General features: G+C 48.0%; 18 protein-coding genes. 3 read left to right on the forward strand and 15 right to left on the reverse strand.

The genetic code is table 11. The features are described 5' to 3' along the window. Window positions 1–24: 24 nt before the first annotated feature. From CBX96_RS04665 to CBX96_RS04725, 13 genes are all read right to left on the reverse strand, one after another. Entirely contained in the window at window positions 25–1,212 is a 1,188-nt protein-coding gene (locus CBX96_RS04665; protein WP_109285887.1) for an aromatic amino acid transport family protein, read from the reverse strand. Window positions 1,213–1,877: 665 nt separating this feature from the next. Next, a complete protein-coding gene (gene hisIE, locus CBX96_RS04670) occupies window positions 1,878–2,537 on the reverse strand; it encodes a bifunctional phosphoribosyl-AMP cyclohydrolase/phosphoribosyl-ATP diphosphatase HisIE (protein ID WP_258294075.1) in 660 nt (219 codons plus the stop codon). A gap of 44 nt (window positions 2,538–2,581) precedes the next feature. Further along, window positions 2,582–3,355 carry an imidazole glycerol phosphate synthase subunit HisF gene (gene hisF / locus CBX96_RS04675; RefSeq protein WP_109285888.1) on the reverse strand — a complete coding sequence of 258 codons (774 nt, stop codon included), beginning with the start codon at window positions 3,353–3,355 and terminating at the stop codon, window positions 2,582–2,584. Next, window positions 3,337–4,074, reverse strand: coding sequence for a 1-(5-phosphoribosyl)-5-[(5-phosphoribosylamino)methylideneamino]imidazole-4-carboxamide isomerase (hisA, locus tag CBX96_RS04680; RefSeq protein ID WP_109285889.1), 738 nt, complete (start codon window positions 4,072–4,074; stop codon window positions 3,337–3,339). The genes hisF and hisA overlap by 19 nt, the downstream gene beginning before the upstream one ends. A 133-nt stretch (window positions 4,075–4,207) precedes the next feature. Beyond that, window positions 4,208–4,858 (reverse strand): imidazole glycerol phosphate synthase subunit HisH, encoded by a 651-nt coding sequence (hisH, locus tag CBX96_RS04685; RefSeq protein ID WP_109285890.1) that lies wholly within the window; start codon window positions 4,856–4,858, stop codon window positions 4,208–4,210. A gap of 147 nt (window positions 4,859–5,005) precedes the next feature. Then, window positions 5,006–6,097, reverse strand: a complete 1,092-nt coding sequence (gene hisB / locus CBX96_RS04690; protein WP_109285891.1) for a bifunctional histidinol-phosphatase/imidazoleglycerol-phosphate dehydratase HisB — start codon at window positions 6,095–6,097, stop codon at window positions 5,006–5,008. A gap of 82 nt (window positions 6,098–6,179) precedes the next feature. After that, the gene (gene hisC / locus CBX96_RS04695) at window positions 6,180–7,370 is read right to left on the reverse strand and encodes a histidinol-phosphate transaminase (protein WP_109285892.1); all 1,191 of its coding nucleotides are present in this window, start codon (window positions 7,368–7,370) and stop codon (window positions 6,180–6,182) included. A 66-nt stretch (window positions 7,371–7,436) separates the two neighbouring features. Further along, complete coding sequence (hisD, locus tag CBX96_RS04700; protein ID WP_109285893.1) at window positions 7,437–8,738, reverse strand: histidinol dehydrogenase; 1,302 nt, start codon at window positions 8,736–8,738, stop codon at window positions 7,437–7,439. A 3-nt stretch (window positions 8,739–8,741) separates the two neighbouring features. Beyond that, window positions 8,742–9,641 carry an ATP phosphoribosyltransferase gene (hisG, locus tag CBX96_RS04705; RefSeq protein WP_086903682.1) on the reverse strand — a complete coding sequence of 300 codons (900 nt, stop codon included), beginning with the start codon at window positions 9,639–9,641 and terminating at the stop codon, window positions 8,742–8,744. A 663-nt stretch (window positions 9,642–10,304) separates the two neighbouring features. After that, window positions 10,305–11,132, reverse strand: a complete 828-nt coding sequence (locus CBX96_RS04710) for a hypothetical protein (protein WP_109285894.1) — start codon at window positions 11,130–11,132, stop codon at window positions 10,305–10,307. Window positions 11,133–11,197: 65 nt separating this feature from the next. After that, window positions 11,198–11,524: a hypothetical protein gene (locus tag CBX96_RS04715; RefSeq protein WP_055648366.1), complete on the reverse strand. Its 327-nt coding sequence runs from the start codon at window positions 11,522–11,524 to the stop codon at window positions 11,198–11,200. Between the two features lie 54 nt (window positions 11,525–11,578). Continuing rightward, window positions 11,579–12,031: an acyltransferase gene (locus tag CBX96_RS04720; RefSeq protein ID WP_037417914.1), complete on the reverse strand. Its 453-nt coding sequence runs from the start codon at window positions 12,029–12,031 to the stop codon at window positions 11,579–11,581. 91 nt (window positions 12,032–12,122) lie between these two features. Next, the gene (locus tag CBX96_RS04725) at window positions 12,123–12,593 is read right to left on the reverse strand and encodes a DUF2059 domain-containing protein (RefSeq protein WP_109285895.1); all 471 of its coding nucleotides are present in this window, start codon (window positions 12,591–12,593) and stop codon (window positions 12,123–12,125) included. A 434-nt stretch (window positions 12,594–13,027) separates the two neighbouring features. Between CBX96_RS04725 and CBX96_RS04730 the strand changes: the two genes are divergently transcribed. Then, entirely contained in the window at window positions 13,028–14,950 is a 1,923-nt protein-coding gene (locus CBX96_RS04730; protein ID WP_181382140.1) for an ATP-dependent DNA helicase, read from the forward strand. 74 nt (window positions 14,951–15,024) lie between these two features. Here the strand turns inward: CBX96_RS04730 and CBX96_RS04735 are convergent, their stop codons facing one another. Then, window positions 15,025–16,974, reverse strand: a complete 1,950-nt coding sequence (locus CBX96_RS04735; RefSeq protein ID WP_109285896.1) for a TonB-dependent receptor domain-containing protein — start codon at window positions 16,972–16,974, stop codon at window positions 15,025–15,027. Between the two features lie 370 nt (window positions 16,975–17,344). Continuing rightward, window positions 17,345–18,862 carry a methyl-accepting chemotaxis protein gene (locus CBX96_RS04740; protein ID WP_109286031.1) on the reverse strand — a complete coding sequence of 506 codons (1,518 nt, stop codon included), beginning with the start codon at window positions 18,860–18,862 and terminating at the stop codon, window positions 17,345–17,347. A 470-nt stretch (window positions 18,863–19,332) separates the two neighbouring features. Here CBX96_RS04740 and pheS point away from each other — a divergent pair, with 470 nt between their 5' ends. Both pheS and pheT read left to right on the forward strand, forming a co-directional pair. Then, window positions 19,333–20,316: a phenylalanine--tRNA ligase subunit alpha gene (gene pheS / locus CBX96_RS04745; RefSeq protein ID WP_041413005.1), complete on the forward strand. Its 984-nt coding sequence runs from the start codon at window positions 19,333–19,335 to the stop codon at window positions 20,314–20,316. 14 nt (window positions 20,317–20,330) lie between these two features. Next, entirely contained in the window at window positions 20,331–22,718 is a 2,388-nt protein-coding gene (gene pheT / locus CBX96_RS04750) for a phenylalanine--tRNA ligase subunit beta (RefSeq protein ID WP_109285897.1), read from the forward strand. Window positions 22,719–22,720 lie beyond the last annotated feature (2 nt).

Consider the following 22,720-nt stretch of genomic DNA (forward strand, 5'->3'; position numbering starts at 1 on the left):
ATCCCGATTGTTTATCCGCGTCGCTTATCCCAAGAGCTGAGCGCCAATCACGGCAACTCCGCAGAGCATAGCTAACAGTAAACCGAGCTTCCCCCCTGCGACGCGGTAACCCTGTGGCAGGTTTGCCTTATCACGCGTTTGTCTTTGTACCCACACCATGGCCACGGGTAAAAAAATCGCGAGGATCACGAGGGCGATTGCCGCATAACCGAGGGCGGTAATAAATCCCTGCGGGTAAAAGAGGGCAAAACCCAGAGGAGGCACGAAGGTAATGGCGCCGGTAACACTGCGACCCGCGGCATTATCCTGCTGCCTTAAGTTCGCCGCCATAAAGTCAAACAGACCGAGGCTCACCCCTAAAAAGGAGGTGGCCAGCGCCAGATCGGCAAACACACTGATGGCAGAACTTAAGTATTGGCTGTGCAGTACACTGGCTAACTGATTGATAAAGCCTGAAAGGCTCTGATTCGTCATCAGTTGGCTTTGACTGAGTACGCCTTGGCTGCCCAGTTGCCACAGCAGGTAAATCAGTAGCGGTAACGCCGAGCCGAGCAGCATGATTTTACGCAGGCTTTTTACCTCAACGCCTAAGTAGCGCACCACGGACGGAATCGAGCCATGAAAACCAAAGGAGGTAAAAATCACTGGAATGGCCGACACGATAAGCCCTTGCTCTAGTGGCAACTCGAGTAAATGTGTACCTTCAACCTGTGGCAGTAATAGGGCCAGCATTAGGATTAACGCAATGATTTTCAAACTAAAGAGCACGCGATTGATCAAATCGACACAATGGGTACCTAAACCGACAATGGTGCCGACTAACAGGGTAAAGAAGATGGCGCCGGCCTGTGGCGGCAGATTTAATCCTAACCAAGCATTGAGTTTTTGATTGACTTGCTCGCCGCCACCCGCGATATAGGCGGCGCACAGGGCGTAGAGTAAAAACATCAGGGCAACACTGGCAATCACTTGGCCCTTAGCGCCCAAAAGCGTGCGCGCTAATTGGTTCAGGCTCGCATCGCTCGGGGCAAATTGATGGATTTCAACCATAAGCAGGGCGGTGTAGGCCATCAGCGCCCACAGGAGCAACATAATGATGCTCGATACACCAAAACCGAGTCCTGCCGAGGCGATAGGGAGTGCGAGCATACCCGCGCCAATGGTGGTGCCTGCAATCAGTAACAAACTGCCGAAAAATTTATTTTGTGTCATAACTTTACGCTCAAACGTCTTTATTAATGGCTCAACTGTCTCAGTTGAGTGCTTTATTGAGGAGCTGTGCAGAGTGGCGCGTGATACTGGGAACTATAGGGTACGTGGGTGTACCTGTATTGTGATCGTGGCGCAATCTGCGGATCGTTGGGGATATGGCCACAATGGAAGGTCAGGCGAGTGTGCCTATCTATGCCATTGCGGCTACAGATAGGGATAATAAGCTGTGGTAATACGCATAAAACTCGCCTTTGCTTGGGGTTAATTCGGCACTTAATAACATCGAGTGAGTTGAGCACATCTAATGGATTGGTCACATCACATAACGAAGGCAATTCGCCTGTTTTTAAATTTGTCTTAAATGTTAATAAGTTGCGTCAATGCCTCGTGCGGGTTCGAGGACGCAGGCTACGATAGGCAGTTAAGTTGTACTTGTCAACCATTACAACAGTATTTTGCTGATTTTTTGTCAGGGGCCAAGTGTACAATTTGTGTGACGTCGTGCCGTTTTTAGCAGAGGTTAAGAGTAGCAAGGTGGATTATGGAGGCTGAACTTTTGTTGGTTACGGCAAGTGAATAGGCCGTAACTGAATGCAAAATCAAGAATACTCTGCCGTAGACCAAAAGGAATGCGGCAGAGAGGTACTGCGAGGTTTGAAAGCGGACTACTTTTGCTGCGCCTTTTGATGGCGGGCGAGCAAGTTGGCGTTAATATCACTTAAGCTTAGTGATTGATCTTCAAGCAAGACTAACAAGTGATACACCAGATCCGATGCCTCGTTAATCAGCTCCTCCTTATCGTGAGTCGCCGCGGCTAAGGCGGTTTCTAATCCTTCTTCACCGACTTTTTGGGCGATGCGTTTGGTGCCTCGGGCAAATAAAGAGGCGGTGTAGCTCGACTCAGGGTTTTGCCCCTTACGAGAGGCGATAAGCTCGGCTAGATTGTTTAAAAACGGGTGCGCATTGCCATCGAGCCAGCAGCTTTCGGTGCCTTTATGGCAGGTTGGGCCATTGGGCAAGACCTGCACCAACAGGCTGTCGTTATCACAGTCTTTATCGATGGCGACCAATTTTAGGGTATGGCCTGAGGTTTCGCCCTTGGTCCATAAACGTTGCTTAGAGCGGCTAAAAAATGTCACATCACCGGTCGCCAGCGAGTGCTGCAGCGCGGCTTTATCCATAAATCCAAGCATTAACACCTTGCCCGATAGGTGATTTTGGATAACCGCAGGGATAAGCCCCTGTTGTTTTTCCCAGTCGAGGCTATTGACCAGTTCTGCGCTTGCAGGGCCTTGGCAACAGCTTGAAGTGGTTTCAGTTGTCATATCTGCATACCTTATTATTTCTATCAATCGCTACTGATGTTGAGTTACTGGCGAATGGCGATGCCTTCGGCCGCTAAATACTGTTTTAACTCGCCGATATTGATAATGGCTTTATGGAACACGCTGGCCGCCAGCGCTGCATCCACCTTAGCCTCGATAAACACATCGCGAAAATGCGCCATAGTGCCAGCGCCGCCCGAGGCGATAAAGGGCACGTCGCACAGCTGGCGTACTAGGCTCAACTGTTTGATATCATAGCCCCCGCGCACACCATCTTGGTTCATCACGTTGAGCACGATTTCGCCGCAGCCGCGTTTTTGTACTTCTTCGACCCAATCCTGAGTGTACCAAGCGGTTTCTTTGGTGGCGGCTTCATCGCCGGTAAATTGCTTTACTTTATAACTGTCGCTTGCCGCATCATAAAAAGAGTCTATGCCGATCACTATGCATTGGCGGCCAAATTCATCCTGCAGACGCGAGATTAAACTCGGATCGCTAAGAGCGGGTGAGTTAACCGAAATCTTATCCGCGCCAAAGGCCAATAACTCACGGGCTTGGCCTATGGTTTTAATGCCACCGGCGACGCAGAAGGGGATATCGATTTGCTCCGCCACTCGGCTCACCCAAGACTTATCGACTACTCGGTCATGGGCACTGGCGGTGATATCGTAAAACACCAGTTCGTCGGCGCCCTCTGCGGCGTAACGCGCCGCGAGTGGCACTATGTCGCCAACAATTTCATGGTTGCGAAACTGTACGCCCTTGACCACGCAGCCATCTTTCACATCTAAACAGGGGACTATTCGTTTGGCCAGCATTGGATTGCCTCCGCCACATTAAACTGATTGATAAGTAAAGCTTTACCGATAATGATGCCCGCGGCGCCACTGTCTCTGACGGCGGCAACATCTTCAAGGGTGGCAATGCCGCCCGAGGCTTGCCACGCGATATGGGGATAGCGGCTGGATAGCTCGCGGTAAAGCTCTGTATTGGCGCCAGTGAGGGTGCCATCGCGGCTGATGTCAGTCACCAGCGCATGTTTAAGCCCCACTTGGCTAAAGTCTTCGACGATAGATTCTAGACTCTTACCGCCACCGCTTTGCCAGCCAGAAACCGCAACGATTTTCTCGCCGCTCTGATTGATATTCACATCCAGTGCGAGGCAAATTGCCTCGCTGCCAAACTTGTTAAACCAGCCTTTGACTAACTCGGGCTCTTTGACGGCGAGCGAGCCTATCACCACGCGTTTAACCCCAAGGGATAATAACTCGGCGACTTGTTCTTCAGTGCGGATCCCGCCGCCCACTTGAATATTGGCACTTAGCCCTGCAGTCAGCTTAGCAATCAAAGCCGTTTGGCGTTTAGCGGGTTCTTTGGCGCCAGTTAAATCCACGATATGCAGCCAGTTTGCCCCTTGGTCTTGGTAGGATTGCAACTGGGCCAGTGGGCTTAAATCGAAGGTAGTTTGCTGCCCATAATCCCCTTGGTAGAGCCTAACTACCTTGCCATCAATTAAATCAATTGCTGGAATGATCATCTGTTGTCCTTAAATTCTTTTTGCTGCATTTGCTGCCGCGCTTTATTGCTGAATGTTGTGGCTGAAAAAGCTGGCTCAGTCAAAGTTAGCTCAGTCAAACTTGGTTCAGTTAAAAGCTAATAAGCGATTGCATTTACTGCATTTTTAAAAAGTTACCTAGGATTTGTGCGCCCACGGCGGCGCTCTTCTCGGGGTGAAATTGCACGCCCATAAAGTTGTCTTTACCTATGGCGGCGCTAAAGTCTTCACCATAACGGCATTGTGCCAAGGTGTAGTCGCTTAATGGCGCGCGGTAGCTGTGCACAAAATACACATAACTGTCAGCTGGAACACCGGCAAACAGCGGGTGAACCTGAGACGGATTGCTAAAGGTCAGTTGGTTCCAACCCATGTGCGGCAGAGGTAAACCTTCGGCCTTAAGTATTTGACGGTCTAGCTCGTCGATCTCGGTTGGAATAATGCCTAGGCATTGGCAATCCAGCGCTTGGCCGCCGCGTTCTTTAGAGAGCAGGGTGAGCATTTGCATCCCTAAGCAGACGCCTAGCACGGGTTGAGTTAACCCTTGAATTAATTTGACTAAGGTTTTTTCAGATAATGAAGCCATCGCGGCGCCAGCGCTACCGACACCTGGCAGTACCACACGTTTAGCGGCTTTAATGCTGGCCTTGTCATCGGTGACTAACACCTTAGCGCCGAGGCGCTCAAAGGCGAAACGGACCGAGCTTAAGTTGGCGCAACCTGTGTCTATGATGACAACATCAAATTCATCTATGTTTGCTGACATTGGGTTTTCCTATTGATGGGTCAGTGGGGGAAGTGGTTTGTCGCCACATTTCCGAAACTGACCCTCGTTAAAATCATCAGGCTTGGTATTATTCGCTAATCAACCTGCATCAGGTCATTAAGTACCTAACTCAGATTTAACACGGCGTTAGAGCACGCCTTTACTCGATGGTAAGACATCACCTTCAACTTTGACGGCCTGACGCAGCGCGCGGCCCAGCACTTTAAATAACGCTTCGACCTTGTGGTGATCGTTGTCTCCCTCGGCGGCTACATGCAAGGTACAACGCAAGCCATCGGCAAAGGAGCGGAAAAAGTGCGGTACCATTTCGGTGGCCATTTCACCGACTTTTTCCCGTTCAAATTGGGCGGCGAATTTAATAAAAGGCCTGCCGGAGAGATCGAGTAAGCATTCGCCCTTGGCCTCATCCATCGGCAAACTAAAACCAAAACGGGCAATACCGCGTTTATCGCCAAGGGCTTGGCGCAGTGCATCCCCAATCGCCAATGCCGTGTCTTCAACGCTGTGGTGATCGTCTATCTCCAGATCGCCATCGACATTCACCTCCATTTTGAAGTTTCCGTGGGTGGCGATTTGATCCAGCATATGGTCGAAGAAACCTATGCCGGTGTTGATGGCGCCTTTGCTGGCATTGTCGAGATCGACAGTCACGCGAATATCGGTTTCCTTGGTGGTGCGTACCACAGTCGCGGTGCGGCCCTTGTTGAGTAAGGCATCGGCAATCGCATCCCAGCCTAGGCTGCCACGGTGATATTGAAAGCTTTTAATCCCCATGGCATTGCCCAGTTCCACATCAGTGTATCTGTCACCAATCACGGCGGACTGAGTAAAATCGATGGTGCCTTGGGTTAAAAAGTCTTTTACCAGCCCAAGTTTAGGTTTGCGGCAGCTGCAATTTTCATCGTTAAAGTGCGGGCAGATGAGTACATCTTCAAACTTAACCCCTTGACTGGAGAGGATTTGCATCATCATATTGTGCGGCGCATCGAAATCTTCCTGCGGGAAGGAAGGGGTACCGAGTCCATCTTGATTGCTGACCATCACCAACCTAAACCCAGCTTTTTGCAGGCGCAGTAAGGCGGGGATCACTTGAGGCTCGAATACCAGTTTGGCGAGGCTATCGACCTGTTTGTCGGTGATGGGCTCTTCAATTAAGGTGCCATCGCGGTCGATAAAAAGTATTTTCTGGGCGACATTTGGGGTAAATACTGGGTTCATGCTGCTACCTTTCAATTCAGTTTGTTATCTTTATAAAATCAGTCTATTAGGCCAATGCTGCGTTAATACTTGCATCAAATGTTCACAGCTTTTGCGATTCAAAGAGCGACACTAAGCGGTCGGTGTCAGCCTGAGAGCTAAAGCTAAAACGAATGGCTTTAGCCAATCTAGGGTCCTTATAGGCCCGCGCGACAATGCCATTGTCGATAAGCAGCTGTGCCACTTTTGCCACATCGTCAAATTCGGCGAGCACATAGTTGCCATTGGGTGTTAGCACGGCGCCGCCCCATTGCTCGCAGTACAAATTCAGCGCCGCCGCGAGTCGCTCGCCCTGAGCATTGAGCGCTTTGACTTGGGCTTTCATCCGTGCAATCCCAGCTGCTGATAGTGCTTGCACGGCCACTTCACTCACCGGCAATGGCACAGGATAGGGCGCAATCACCCGCATGATGATTTCGATAATCTCTTCATTGGCGAGCAAAAAGCCGCAGCGCGCGCCCGCTAAGGCAAAGGCCTTTGAAAGGGTGCGTAGCACCACAAGGTTTGGGTAAGACTCGAGTAAATCGGCGACGCTATATTTGGGGCAAAACTCGATATAAGCCTCATCGACGACAACGATGGCGTCGGGTAGGGCTTGGATGGCTTGCTCTATGCGCGCCTTGTCAATCACAGTGCCAGTTGGGTTATTGGGATTACAGATAAACACTAACTTAGCGCCGCGCGCGGCCGTCGCAAAGTCACTTGGGAGACCGTACTGAGCCGTTAAGCTTAATGCCTTAACGCCCACATTAAAGGTTTGCGCGCTAATGGCGTACATGCCGTAAGTGGGCCCAAAGGTGGCAATTGAGTCGATGCCTGGGACACAAAAGGCCCGGATCAGCAGTTCGATGGCCTCATCGGCGCCGCGACTGGCAACAATTTTGCTCTCCGCAACACCGCTATATTGACTGTAGGCATTGATTAACGCGGGCGGTTGGCACTCGGGGTAACGATTTAACTTAGATAAATCGAGTTCGGCAACGGCCACATTATTGAAGGGCGATTCGTTAGCGTTGATCCAAATATCCCCACGACCACCCAGCCTGCGAGCACTTTGGTAAGGCGTTAATTCGAGCAGCTCGGGCCGCGCAAGACTGGCGGCAAGGGGTGTTGGCTTGATGCTTGTGTTATCGAGAGTATTGTTGTCGAGAGTATTGCTGGTGCAATTGGCGCTCGGAATATTTGTCACAGGCACATTACTCGTTGGTGCTTGGCTAGTTGGCACTTGGCTCATCCTATTCATCCTAAGTCTTGCTATGGCTTTAATTAAGCGTACTGTTGATTGCGTTACTTACTTCCATCAGTCCTTAAGACTGGCTAAGCGTATCGCGACCGCATTTTTATGGGCATCGAGTAACTCATTGCTGGCAAGGGTCATTACCGCTTGCCCGAGTCCGAGCAGGCCCTTAGCACTGAGCTCTTGCACCGTAAAGCGACGGCTAAAGTCTGCCAAGGAGAGGCTAGATACCGCGCGGCTATAACCGTAAGTTGGCAATACATGGTTAGTCCCACTGGCATAATCCCCAACCGATTCGGGTGTATAGGCCCCTAAAAACACTGAACCTGCGGCGCGAATATGATTTAGTACGTCCCGTGGGAAACGGGTTTGAATAATTAAGTGCTCTGGCCCATAGCGATTCGAAACGAGCGCCGCTTCTTGCATATCTTTTACCAAAATGGTGCGGCTGCCTTTTAGGGCGGTTGCGGCAATCTCTTGGCGCGGCAGGGCGGCCAGTTGTGAATCGAGCGCTTGATTGACTGCTTGTGCTAATGGCTCAGAATCTGTGACTAAAATGACCTGCGAATCTGGGCCATGCTCCGCTTGCGAGAGTAAATCCGCAGCAATAAATGCGCTATTGGCATCGCTATCTGCTATCACCAACACCTCGGAGGGTCCCGCTGGCATATCGATAGACACAGTGCAGCGACCATCTTGAGAGACTAAGCGTTTGGCTTCGGTGACATAACGATTACCCGGGCCAAAAATCTTATCGACGCTAGGAATCGTTTCAGTACCAAAAGCGAGTGCGGCAATGGCTTGCGCGCCGCCCACTTGATAAATTTCAGTGATCCCACAGGCGTTTGCCGCATACACAATCGCATCGTTAATCGGCGGCGGACTCACCAATACGCGTTTTTCACAGCCGGCGATTTTGGCTGGCAGAGCCAACATCATCACGGTCGAAATGAGGGGCGCGCTGCCGCCGGGAATATATAAACCGACTTTTTCAATCGGTTCGCTACGAAGCTCGCAGCGAACACCCGCTTGGGTTTCAATCTCTATGGGGCGAAATTGCTGCGCGCTGTGAAACACATCAATATTGGCCATCGCTTGGGCAATGGCGGCTTTAAGCTCGGTCGAGACTCGTGCGCTGGCGGCGCTAATCTCGCTTTCACTCAAGCGCAGACTGTCGATATTGGCACTATTAAAGCCATCAAACTTTTGATTAAACTCTTTCAGCGCCGCATCGCCACGGCTAGCCACGGCATCAACAATCGCCCGAACACTTTGTTCTAAGCCGCTGTCACCAATTAAAGGTGAGCGTTGGAGCGCGGCTTTTTGTTCATCGGCGGATAACGCTGCCCAAGTCAAAATATCCATAGATCACCCCATCATTTTTTCAATTGGCATTACGAGGATAGAGCTGGCGCCGAGCGCGGTGAGTTGCTCCATGGTGTCCCAGAATAAATCTTCAGTACTGACGGCGTGGATGGCCACTCGATTAGTATCGTCGTTTAATGGCAGCACCGTTGGGTTTTCGGCGCCGGGCAGCAGGGCGACAATTTGATCTAAGGTTTCAGTGGGCGCGTGCAGCAAAATATATTTACTTTCACGGGCGCGGATCACGCCGTTTACGCGGGATAAAATTCTGTCGATTAAGGCTTGTTTGCTCGGCGTTTGAGTTTGGGTCGATTGAATAACACAGGCCATGGATCGGTAGATGACTTCGGTTTCGTATAAACCGTTGGCCTCAAGGGTGGCGCCGGTGGAGACTAAGTCACAAATGCCATCGGCAAGCCCTGCACGCGGCGCGACTTCAACCGAGCCTTTTAACATACAGTCGCGATAACTTATGCCTTTTTGTTGCATAAAACGGCGAAGCAGGTTGGGGTAGGAGGTGGCAATTCGCAAGCCTTCCAAGGAAGAGGCATCGGCATAGCTAAATTCGGTTGGCACGGCTAATGATAGGCGACAGGCACCGAAATCCAGTTGGCGTAATTTCACAAACTCGGCAGGTTTATTTAAGGTTTGACGCTCAATCTGCTCTTCTTCGAGCACGTTCTCACCAATAATGCCTAAATCGACCACGCCATCCATCACCAGCCCTGGAATATCATCGTCACGCACTCTGAGTAAATCGATAGGCATGTTGTCTGCGTGCGCGATAAGGCGTTGTTCATTAATGGAAAACTTAACACCGCAGCTCTTGAGTAATTGCTGTGAGTCGGTGGATAAACGGCCAGATTTTTGGATGGCGATGCGTAAACGGTTTGATTCAGTCATAGTCTTGTCTCGCTCAAAGTTAACAAATTCAAAATGATATTCTTTTGTCGCATGGTTTAACTGGTTTCTATGTTTGGCCGGTATTCATCTAGCTAACATATTGAAATTACATACTAAACACGGGTTAAGTTGTAAGTTAAAAAGCCTAAAAGCAAAAACCCCCGGAATTCCTTCCAGGGGTTAGTGATCAACTTTGAATCAGTCCGCCAGAAGGATACAGTCCTCCGGCAGTGAGCGTCCGAAGGCTACCGCATATGGTGGTGATGATGGTGGATAGCGTTCAGTAATGGGCTCATATGTCTCTCTATACTCTGTATTCTGTTGAATTCGGTGTTGATGGATACTTATCCATCGAACGTTTTTTTAAGCTAACCGCTTTCTGTGCCGTTTGCAACAGCTAATTTTAACTAAATAAGAATATTTATGCGCTTTATGAAAATGTTTCATCTTGATGATCGCTGGAGGTAAATCAACCGATTGCAAGAGGGGACTACTTGAGGTTTGCTAGGGATGGGCACAAAGCTGACTCTACGTTTAGAACCGTTCGGCAGCTAGAATAGCGGCAAGGATGGCAGATTTTATCTAGTAGTATTCTCTAGACTGGCGAGTGCGGATGAGTGTCAGTCACAGCGCTAATGCAGGATTAGTGCTGTGACATCCTTTTTATTGTGCTAAATATGCTCCAAACAGATGTTCAACTGTCTGTTGGCAATATTTATCTTCACCACGCCAATATTCGGCAAATACCCAGTCATTTTTGCCTTGCCGTTGTCTATCGACAGTATTGGATTTTAATATTCCCAGACTGGCTAATATTTCGATTAATATTTGTCGTTCAGCTTTGCTCGATTTTATTACACTCGCTAATCTTTTCTCCAATGCGCTGGGATAATCGTTCGGCTCAGATGTTTCGATAATCGTTAATATCTCCCTAAAACAGGAAATATCTTCAGACGTCGGCTCTGGAATATCGGCCTTGATAAATTGGTTTAAATCAAAATAGGTATACAAAATATCGCCATGGCGCACGCCGCCCCATTTAATGCGCTCGAAATTGAATACGTTAATATCCATTTCGATATAGGATTCGCTTCCTCGGATGCCATATTGACTGTCTCGGCAAATGCCGCAGGTATAGGAGTGTGTAGTTGGTTTGCCATCCATATAAGAAGAGCCTGAAATGACAGGTGTGTATTGATGAGATGGGATTTTTTGGGCGATCGCATAGGATGCAAGGGATGAGCGCCAATCCAATCGCCGAGAGGTTAGACTGCTTAAAAATCCTTTTGTTACTTGTGCTTGCGAAATGCCTTTTACTAGCGTTGTGGTGGCAAGGATACATTCATCATGGGAGATAGTTAAAGGATCAAACATTAATCCTTTCGATTTGGCATAGATAAAGTCGGGATCGGAGATACTTCTGTTTTTTACGTCAATCCAACCATTCTTCCAATAGGTGGAGAATAAAATCCTTTTTGCTTTTTTATCCATAGCTGATTCTATTTTATCCTTTAACAATTGTTTTAATTTATCTTATAAAAGCGCAATTAAAGCGGTTAGCTCTCTACATTTATATAAGCATCGTTTTGATAGTAATAACTGACAGCATGAATTATGTCATGCAAGGTAGCATGTGGCAGCTGTTGCACTAAATTAGCCTTGATGCTTTGCAAATCCGCAATGCTTAAAAAGTATTGATAACCTTGAGTTTGCGGGTAGAGAGGCTCATCCTGTTGGTCGCGTTCTTCTTCAAGCTCATCGTCAATGATTAACACCGACATTGTGGGACTTAATGGTTGTTCTAGGGCTTTGTACACATCCAAGTGCCACGAAAAAGAACCAAGTTGGGATAATAGGGTTTCCAAGGTTAATGTTAATCGCATGAAATATCCTTTTGAGCGAGCATCATTTACATCATTATGGCGAGTGAATTTTGGTTAAGGATTCAATAGACCTAGCATGAATTCGGTTAACGCAAATGATGAGAAAATAAACAGTAAATTAATCAAAGCCCGCATAATCCAAGGTAATGTACCGTAGGAAAGGCGATATTTATTTGAGGCAATCACTATAACTCCCATGATGCCAAACCAAGGTGTAAAAAAGAATATGGTTTGCCATTTAACCAGAGCAACGGCGAGATCGTGTAGCGCACCGCTGACCAAAAAGGTGACAAGTACGGCGAGCCACATCGGCAGAAACTGACTGCTAGGACGCATGACATTACGTGATAAATAATAACCCCAAATCGGATTCCAATAATGCCAAAAAATGGGGAATGACTTAGCACCCAGGGCGCGTGATAGCATATTCCTCATCGAGTGACTGGCACCCAGTGGAACACCATTTCGCTTTTTCACATATTGTGACAAGGATAAGGTCGTTGGCATGGTTAATCTCCGCCTAATGCTTACCACTGAGTGCGTAGCTTTTTACACGTCTCGTAATGTCAGACCTCATGTTCAGATAATTGTTATAGCTTTATTCTTTAATTCCATGCTTTGCGAGAAAAGGTCTAATACGCTCAATTAATTTAGATTGTTTTGCTTGTGCTTCTTGCATGGCGATTTGTGCTCCAGTTTGCATCAATTGTGGCGTTTTTTCTAAGAGTTTTTTACCTATAGAAGTTTGATAAAATTGGGTTATTTTAATGATTTCTTCATTTGAGAAAGCTTCAGAGTACTGTTTTTTTAATTCGTTTATCACTCTGGGACGATCAACATCTTCATTAAACCATGCTCTATAAATACCCTTAAGTTCTTCTTTAGCCTTATTATCTAATTTATAGTTGGTGGCTATTTGGTCTACTATTGGTAACATAGCTTCAAATCCACCAGCCATTTGTTTATCGATTGACATCACTCTAAACATTTCATCTATTGGTGCTTCTTGCGCTACTACGGGAGTAGATAAAATAAATAACATTAACGGTAATAATTGGAACTTTTTCATTTTATATCCTTAATCATCTCAACGTTTATAAACGTAAACCTTAATTGAGTTATATATCCATAATTGAAGCTTCGTGCAAAATTAAGTCATTAGCACAATCATTAACGCAACTTAGCAGCTTATCACTTAGCAAGCAATCGGGAAAAAGTTGAGTTAAGCCTTTGGTTGTTAAATCATTTAAACTACGCTACTCCATGTTTTAGCTCAAGAAGCTCGGCGCTAGATTAAAACTATTGGTATTATCAGGCGGGCTTAATTACACTGCGGCAACAGCGTTATGCTCCTTAGCGAAGGCTAACGCCTTAACCAACAACTCGCTTTTTTGAATCGTTTTTATAGGAACTCGCTCGCCATTGACTCACTCTCGACGCTCAGCTCCGCGGCAAGTTAAACATCAGCAATCAAATCAGCAGTCGCTTGATGCTCCTCGTTCGATGAGCAGATTGACGAATGAAGTGCTGCGCGCTTTTGCCAGCGATGGCGTGCTCGCTAAGTATATTCAAGGGTTTAGTGCGCGTCATAGTCAGGTTGAGATGGCGCAAATCATCAGTGAAGCGATTGCGAGTAAGGGCAATGCACTGATCGAAGCGGGTACAGGGGTCGGTAAAACCTTCGCCTATTTAATTCCCGCTATGTTAAGTGGCAAGCAAGTGATTGTCAGTACTGGCAGTAAAAACTTGCAGGAACAATTGTTTTTAAAGGATTTACCCGCATTGACATCTATGCTTGGGATTGCGCCCAAGCTTGCGCTATTAAAAGGTCGCAATAACTATTTGTGTCAGTATCGGCTTGATAGGCAGATGCAGGAGGCCAGCCATATTGAGGCGCGATTATTGGACGATTTACTCAAAATCAACCAATGGGCGGGCATGAGTAAAGACGGCGATATTGGTGGCTTAACCTCAGTGCCTGAACATTCTCCCGCGCTTCCCTTAGTCGTCAGTACCAAAGAGACCTGTCTTGGCCAGCGCTGCGAATTTTATGATGCCTGTTTTACCCGTAAGGCTCGCAGCCGCGCGATGGACGCGAAAATCATCGTCGTAAATCATCACTTATTCTTTGCAGACAGTGTGTTAAAGGACACAGGCTTTGCTGAATTATTACCCGAACCTGATGTGGTGATCTTCGATGAAGCGCATTTGCTGCCGGATATCTGCGTCAGTTATTTTGGCCAGCAATCCTCGAGTCGCACTATTGATGACTACCTGCAAAAGTTATTGCAGATTTATCAAACTCAGCTCAGCGATACGGGGCAGATTGCCCAATTTTGTCAGCGTTGTTTAGCCAAATTGAGTGACTGGCATAATGGATTGTTTTCTATTGCCGAGTCGGATTGGCGTATGCTGCTTGGCAATAAGTCAATTGCGCTAGCATCATGGGATTTACTCGCAGAGTTAACCGCGCTGCAAAAACTCTTGCTCGCCCATGTGGGGCGCAGTGAGTTATTAGATGATATTGCCGTTAAACTGGCTGACCTTAACCATAAGCTCAATCAGTTTTTCCAATGTGACAATCCACAGGCTGCCTATAGTGTTGAATTTGGTAGCCGTTTTGTGATGCTACGGATTTCACCGATTAATATTGCCCGCGAATGTCAGCAGTTATTTGTGGCCAATACCAGTTGGATTTTTACCTCGGCAACCTTACAAGTGAACCGCAGCTTAGCGCATTTTGCCAAGGAGTTAGGGATCAGTGAGGCCAAGGCGCATATTTTGGATAGTCCCTTTGATTATCCACGTCAGGCGTTATTTTGTGTGCCTAGGCAACTGGGCAATGTGGCGAATCAGCAGCAAGCAGTCAAACAGTTAGTCGATGTATGTGTGAAAGCGATTGAGGCAGCGCAGGGGCGAACCTTTATTTTGTTTACCAGCCATAAAATGCTCGAGCAAACCGCAATGGCATTGCGCACACGAACTCAATATCCACTCTTGGTGCAAGGGCAGGCGGGCAAGCAGAGTCTGCTGACCAAGTTTCGCCAACTGGGGAATGCGGTATTACTGGGGACGAGCAGTTTTTGGGAAGGGGTGGACGTGCGCGGCAAGTTATTAAGCTGCGTGATAATCGATAAGCTGCCCTTTGTGTCACCCGATGAGCCGCTTTACCGTGCCCGCGCCGACAATATTAGCCGTCAGGGCGGCGATCCTTTTACTCAAGTGTCATTACCTCAGGCGATTATTGCGCTCAAACAAGGGGTTGGACGTTTGATCCGTGACGAAAAGGACTGCGGCGTACTCATTCTTTGTGATAATCGGATTGTGAATCGCGCCTACGGACAGGCATTTTTAAACTCCCTGCCGCCGATGGCGCGTACGCGAGATTTAGACCAAGCCCTGCAATTTTTAAGGAAAATCCCTTAATCGCCTAGTGATCTAATTCGTCACGCTGGCCGAACAACGGATGAAAAAGGCCTGCAGTTGCAGGCCGTTAAGGATTAAAAGCTTGCCGTTACCCCAGCATAGACGCTGCGGCTCTTTTGAATGTAATCCAAATCGGTGGCAATTTGATCGCGTTCGGCGTCCGTCAAGTTAGTTACTCCTAGTTTGACCCTAAACATTGGGTTTATTTGATAATTAACGCCGATATCTAATGAGCCATAACCATCAGACTTGACCTTAGTTCGCAGATATTGTTCACCCGTGTAGTGGTAGGCGATAAAGGTGGATAATCCCTCCAGCGCTTGCCATTGCAGTTTGAGGTTGTAGCTATCTTCGGGTGTTAGGGTAAAAGGCGCGCCATTTTGCTTATCCTTGGCATCGGTTTTACTGTAGTTGCCACTCAGGCTTAAGCTGTCGGTTAAGTCGTACCATGCCTGCAATTCCCAACCGGTAATCTTAGCTTCATTAACGTTTTGATAAGTGAGTACCGCGCCTGGGGTTCTGTCCCAGGTTTCGGTGATGATTTTGTTTTCCACATCATTGCGGAAATAGGTGACTGAACCGCCAAAATCGTCCGCTTGATATTGGGTCGATAGCTCGTAGTTGACCGAGGTTTCGGGTTGTAAGTCGCCATTACCGGCCACAGAGCAGGCGCCGCGACAGGCTGGGATAATATAATCGGCTTGAGACTGCGACATATTCGGAGCTTTAAAGGCTTTACCCCCACCACCTTTGATCACCCATTCGGAGCTGAGCGGATAAACCAGATACAGACGAGGGCTAAATTCGGTGCCATACACATCGTGGTGATCGACTCGTCCGCCGAGGGTGAGGCTAAGCTCCCCTAAACTGAATTCGTCCTGCAGATATAGCGCCGCTTGGCTATCGTCTAGGGTGCCATCGCCTAAAATATTGCGGCTGTTCTCAAGTTTGGTCCAACGGTATTCGGCGCCGCCAGTGAGCATATGTTCGCCAAGTAACACTGTGGTTTGCCCATCAAGATTGTGGTTTGATTGAGTAATATGGCCGATCTGTGCGATCAGCGCCGAATCATCGGTCACTTCGACATTTTCATAATAATAGCGTAGGCGCGTATCGCCCCAATCCCAGCGGCCATTATGGGTAAGGCCTGAACTGATGCGTTCTGCCTGCTGGTTGTTGGTCAGGATAGTGCCGTAGTTATTCCAATCGGATTCACGCTCATCGTTGGCGTAACTGATATCAAATTGCAGATCCTGCTGCGTGTCGATTAACCATTGTAGATTGGCTAAGGCGCTGATTTCATCCCTGTCTTCAAGCGCATCTATGGTTGGTTTTAAGTCAGAACGCCACGCATCACGTTTATTGCTATCCACAATCAAGTTCGCCAGCAGTTTGTCTTTAATGAGCGCACCGCTGCTGTAGAAGTTGTATTTAGTGCTATCGCCACCTTCACCACTGGTTGGCGTGTCGTATTGCACGCCAACACTGGTTCGCCAGCTTTCGGTTGGTTGACGTAGGATGACGTTGACTACACCGCCCAAAGCTTCGGAGCCATAGAGGGACGACATGGGGCCACGGACAAGTTCGATGCGCTCGATGGCAGACATGGGGATAGATGATAGGTCGAAGTCATTGCCATAGTTGGAGGTGAGCGCCTCGCGGGAATTGACTCGGCGGCCATTGATTAAGATTAAGGTGTAGTCGGAATCTAGGCCGCGAAGGCTGATTTCGTTACGGCCATAGGGCGTGCCTTCGCTGATATTCACCCCCTGTAAATAGCGAACGGCGCTGGCGAGATCGTCGATCACTAAAGCTTCAAGCTCACTACGATTGATCACCGAAACCGATGCTGGCGCCGAGAGCTCGGAGTGTTTTGTTTGAGTGGCAGTGATGACCATGCGTTCCATCTCGGGCGCATCTTGTGCTTGAGCGAGTGTGGCGGCCGCGCTCAGTGTTAAGGCGATCGCGCAGGTGAGGGCGTTACGGGAAAATCGCGGCAGGCGGATATCAGGTTGTGCAGGCATTTCATTCTTCCTTGTAAAATTTTGGCGAATGATAATTATTCTTAAATGCGCCAGCAAGTTGCTCTCGCCGATAATCGTGTAAAGCTAGTGTAAATATTTATATGAATAACAATAAGATATGGTATCTGATGCGGTTATTTTGTGGGACGCGATAATAGAGTGCCTAACCAATTACCGATACAAACGACTGGCGCTCTAACCCATTAATTTGTTTGGTATCCAGCGCAATAAGACGTTGTAAGAGAAACTTAAAAAATCAAATACGCAAGTGTGGGAAAGAAAGGGGAAAGGACGTTATAAAAGAAATACAGAAGAAATATAGAAGAAATATAGAAGGGATACACCTATCCCTTCTTCTTGAGTGGGGCGATTAGACTTTTAGGCCAACCATTAGTTGGTCAAGTTGTCCCGCAGTTGCTTGCAGTTCATCACAACCCGACACAGATTGGTTCGCCGATTGCTCGACATCGTGGGATTGATTGCGAATTTCCATCAGATTGGTCGCGATTTCGTTAGCCACGGCAGATTGTTCTTCGGCTGATGTTGCGATCAGTACACTCATTTCGAACACACGGCTGCTGTGGTGGGCAATCGACTCGAGATCTTTACCCGTTTGCAGCACATGTTGCTTACCTTCACTCGCTTGGCTAACGGTGCGCGACATGACTTGCGTCAGGTTGCGGCTACCTTGTTGCAATGACTCGATCATCGATTTGATTTCAACCGTTGCCGCCTGTGTGCGACCGGCAAGGGTTCTTACCTCATCGGCAACCACCGCAAAACCTCGGCCCTGTTCGCCTGCACGCGCCGCTTCAATCGCGGCATTGAGGGCGAGTAGGTTAGTCTGCTGCGAAATGGCATTAATGGTCGACACCACTTCATCAATCTTACTGGCGTTTTCATTGAGGACATTCACCGCATCCGAGGCCTCAGAAATTTCATCCGACAGTACATCAATCGCGCTTACTGTGGTTTCAATATCCTTAGAGCCTGCATTCACCTGCTGATTCGCCTCTTGGGTTTCGGCGGAGGATTGCTCGGCGTTGCGCGCCACTTCTTTAACCGCGGCGGTCATTTCTTCCATTGCTGTGGCTAAGGAATCGAGATGCTGACGTTGATTGACCGCAAGGGCTTGTCCTTGCTGCGCCGTGCTTCTAAAAGATGAAACCACTTCCCGAATTTTGCTGGTGGATTCAGCGATTTGCTTCACTAGGGTATGTTGACGTTCAACGAGAGTGTCGATGCTGATCGCAAGAATGCTGAACTCATCTTTCACTTCGAAGAAGTTTAATCGCCCAGTCAAATCCCCAGAAGCGGCACGTTTGAGCGCCATGACTGTGGTGTAGAGTGCGCCGCCGACGAAGGTGGAAATGTAATAGCTAAAGAGGAAGAGCACGAATAACAGCACCGCCATCACGCTATAGACCAAGATATTATCGTCGGCTAAGAGCGCATTAAGCTGACGATCATCGACGGGAATAATGGTCAACATATTGTGCTCGTTCACCGAGCTTATGGCTCTATTAGGTGAACTGCTGGTATCGATACCGCCACCACTGCGTGCAATGGTTTGCGCGCGGCTGTCGGCCTCTGAAACCGTGACAATCTGTATATTCTGCGAGCCTTGGCTCAACATATTCGGTAGATTTTGGCGTTCTTGCTCGGGTAGTTTGTTATAGATCTGCGCCGCGAGTTGATTGATTTTCTGTGACGAGTCCTGAATGCCGTTCAAATGGCTTTCGAGCAGGGTGTCCCTAAACTGAGTATTTAAAAAGACCGCTAATCCCACAATCATAATCATGGGAACTAGGGCGAGAATTGCAAATTTGGTTTTTAAGGTCATGTGGATAAGATATTGATCTATCCAGCGAAATTTAACTTCTTTCATTAGCGCCTCGATAAATTGGGCTGTGACCAAATGGATATCGGTCGGTTTGCCATAGACTTTATGCTTTTCTGCTTTGTAAGCTGTTGCTTGTATTATTGTTGTCCAATTGCGGCATTTTTGTTTGTTTTGCTGCAATTTTGGCAAGGTACAAACATAAGTTTACAGTTTAGTTACATCGGTCGCTAGTAGTTAGTGTTTGATGAAGCGACTGCTGTAAAAATCAGCAAATGTTTTTCCAAGGCGTCAAACTCAACGGATTTGTTGGGGTAACACATGAATTTGCATGATAAAAACCCCGAATAAACCCTAGTAATATGCCGCTCGCTCGCGTAAAATTTCTCTCCTTTTATTTCGTTATAGCTAGCAAAGCGTCTGGCATTAACGCCCGATAACCTGAGCACCCAAATAGCCTGAAAGTTTGGCGCCCATAGCACTTGTTTATCAAGCGCGACTATGCAGTGGAAGAGAAAATGCAGCAGTTAACTGAGATCGTAGAACAAGCCTTAGTCATTATTGACCAGGCCAGTGATCTAAAAGCACTGGATGATATCCGTGTCGATTACCTAGGTAAGAAGGGTAAGATCACCGACATGATGAAAATGATGGGCAGCTTAAGTCCTGAAGAAAAACCCGCTTTTGGTCAGGCGGTCAATGATGCGAAGCAGGCCATTCAACAGAAATTAACTGAGCGCATCGACGGCCTGAAAAGTGCCGAACTGGAAGCCAAGTTAATCGCCGAGAAGATTGATGTGACGCTACCTGGCCGCACTATCGATATCGGCGGCTTACACCCAGTGACGCGCACCATTGAACGTATCGAAACCTTTTTTGGGGAATTAGGGTTTACGGTAAAACAAGGGCCAGAAATCGAAGATGACTTCCATAACTTCGACGCCTTGAATATCTCTGAGCACCACCCAGCGCGTGCCGACCACGATACGTTCTATTTTAATCCTAAGCTTATGCTGCGTACCCAAACGTCGGGCGTGCAGATCCGTACTATGGAAACTGAAAAGCCACCATTGCGGATTATTTCACCGGGTCGTGTGTATCGTAACGACTACGACCAAACTCACACGCCAATGTTCCACCAAGTGGAAGGTTTGCTGGTGGATGAAAACGTTAACTTCGCCGAATTAAAAGGCGTGTTACACGACTTCCTGCGTAACTTCTTCGAGGAAGATTTGCAGGTGCGTTTCCGTCCTTCTTATTTCCCATTCACTGAACCTTCAGCCGAAGTAGACGTGATGGGTAAAAACGGCAAATGGTTAGAAGTGTTAGGTTGCGGTATGGTGCACCCGAACGTGCTACGTAGCGTGGGCATCGATCCAGAAAAATACTCTGGTTTTGCTTTTGGTATGGGCGTTGAGCGTTTAACTATGCTGCGGTACGGCGTAAACGATCTACGTGCGTTTTTCGAAAACGACCTGCGTTTCCTGAAGCAATTTAAATAACGGAGCTGTATAGCATGAAATTTAGCGAATCTTGGCTTCGTGAGTGGGTCAATCCTGCCGTTAGCCGTGAAGCATTATCCCACCAGATCACTATGGCCGGCCTCGAAGTCGATGGCGTTGATGCCGTGGCTGCCGAGTTCAACGGCGTTGTGATTGGTGAAGTGGTCGAATGTGGCCAGCACCCAGATGCAGACAAACTGCGCGTGACTAAAGTCAGTGTCGGCAGTGGTGAACTTATCGATATCGTTTGCGGCGCACCAAACTGCCGCCAAGGTCTACGCGTTGCCGTTGCCATGGTTGGCGCTGTACTGCCAGGCGATTTTAAAATTAAAAAGGCTAAGCTGCGTGGTATGCCTTCAGAAGGCATGCTGTGTTCATACAGCGAGCTGGGCATCGACATCGACAGCGATGGCATTATCGAACTGCCATTAGATGCGCCATTAGGCACGGATTTACGTGAGTATCTCCAGCTTGATGATGCTGTGATTGAAGTGGATTTAACTGCTAACCGTGCCGACTGTTTAGGCATGGTGGGTCTGGCCCGTGAAGTCGGCGTGTTAAACCGTGCAGCTGTGACTGAGCCACAATGGCAAGCCGTAACGCCAACGATTGATGCCAAAGTGGCTATCAATGTGAAGGAAACCGCAGCTTGTCCACGCTACTTAGGCCGTGTGGTGAAGAATGTGAACGTGAAAGCGGCTACGCCATTATGGATGCAGGAAAAACTGCGCCGCAGCGGTATCCGTTCTATTGATCCTATCGTCGATATCACTAACTTCGTGTTAGTTGAATTCGGTCAACCTATGCATGCGTTCGATCTTGCCAAACTCACTGGCGATATCCAAGTGCGTTTGGGTAATGGCGAAGAGAAAATCACCCTGCTCGATGGCAGCGAAGTCACCATTCCAAGCGACACTTTAGTGATTGCCGACGATGCACGCCCATTAGCGCTTGCTGGCGTATTTGGTGGCGAATATTCGGGTGTGAGTGACACCACGCAAGACATTCTGCTGGAATGTGCCTTCTTCGCACCGTTAGCGATTATGGGTAAATCACGCCGTTTAGGTCTGCATACCGATTCATCACACCGTTTCGAACGTGGTGTTGACCCTGAGATGCAGCATAAGGTTATGGACCGTGCGACTCGCTTAGTGCTGGATATTTGCGGCGGTGAAGCGGGTCCTGTGGTTGAAGCCAAATCTGACGCTGACTTACCAAAGCCTACGCAAATCTTATTGCGTCGCAGCAAGTTAGATAAAATTCTGGGTCACCATGTTCCCGATAGCGATGTAGTTGAAATCCTCGAACGTTTAGGTTTTGGCGTCGTTGCAGGTGAGGGTAGCTGGCAGGTCACCACCGCCACTTACCGCTTCGATATGGCGATTGAAGAAGACTTAATCGAAGAAGTTGCCCGTATCTACGGTTACAACAACATTCCAAACGTTGCGCCTGTGGCGTCACTGCGGATGTCAGACCATAAAGAAACCGACTTAAGCCTCAAACGCGTACGTTCGCTGTTAGTGGCCCGTGGTTTCCAAGAAGCCGTGACTTACAGTTTCGTCGATCCTAAGCTGCAAAATCTGGTTCACCCAGGTGAGCAAGCCATGGTGTTACCGAACCCGATTTCTAGTGAAATGTCGGCCATGCGTTTGTCGATGTTCACAGGATTATTGACTGCGGTTGGCTACAACCAAAGTCGTCAACAGGGCCGTGTGAGACTTTTTGAAACTGGCCTTCGCTTTGTTCCTGATATTAATGCAGAATCAGGTGTAAGACAGCAAGCTATGCTCGGTTGCGTCATAACTGGCCTCCAAAATGACGAACATTGGGCTATGGAATCGAAAACTGTTGATTTTTTCGACCTTAAAGGCGATTTAGAAGCAATTATCGGCTTGACAGTTTCCGCATCAGAATTTAGCTTTAGAGTAGCGACGCATTCTGCTCTTCATCCAGGGCAATGTGCTGAAATATTGAGAAATGATCGAGTGATCGGTCATATAGGTGCTATCCATCCTAGTTTGGAGAAGCCTTTTGGACTCAATGGTAAAACCATCGTTTTTGAGTTGGAATTGGATGCTTTATTGCATACCAGTTTACCGCTAGCCCAAGCTGTATCTAAGTTCCCGGCTAATCGTCGTGACATCGCAGTAGTCGTAGATGAAAGTGTATCTGCAGGCGATGTAATGAAATTGATAAGAAAAGTTGGCGAAAATCAGTTGGTTGGCATAAACTTGTTCGATGTATACTTAGGTAAAGGTGTTGAGCCCGGCAAGAAGAGCTTGGCGATAGCACTTACATTACAAGACACTACTCGTACACTTGAGGAAAAAGAGATCGCTGAGACAGTAGATTCAGTTGTTTCTGCCCTGAAGACCGAGTTCAACGCATCGTTGAGGGATTAAAG

The sequence above is a fragment of the Shewanella sp. BC20 genome (assembly GCF_003129585.1).
In the GTDB taxonomy this organism is placed as follows: domain Bacteria; phylum Pseudomonadota; class Gammaproteobacteria; order Enterobacterales; family Shewanellaceae; genus Shewanella; species Shewanella seohaensis.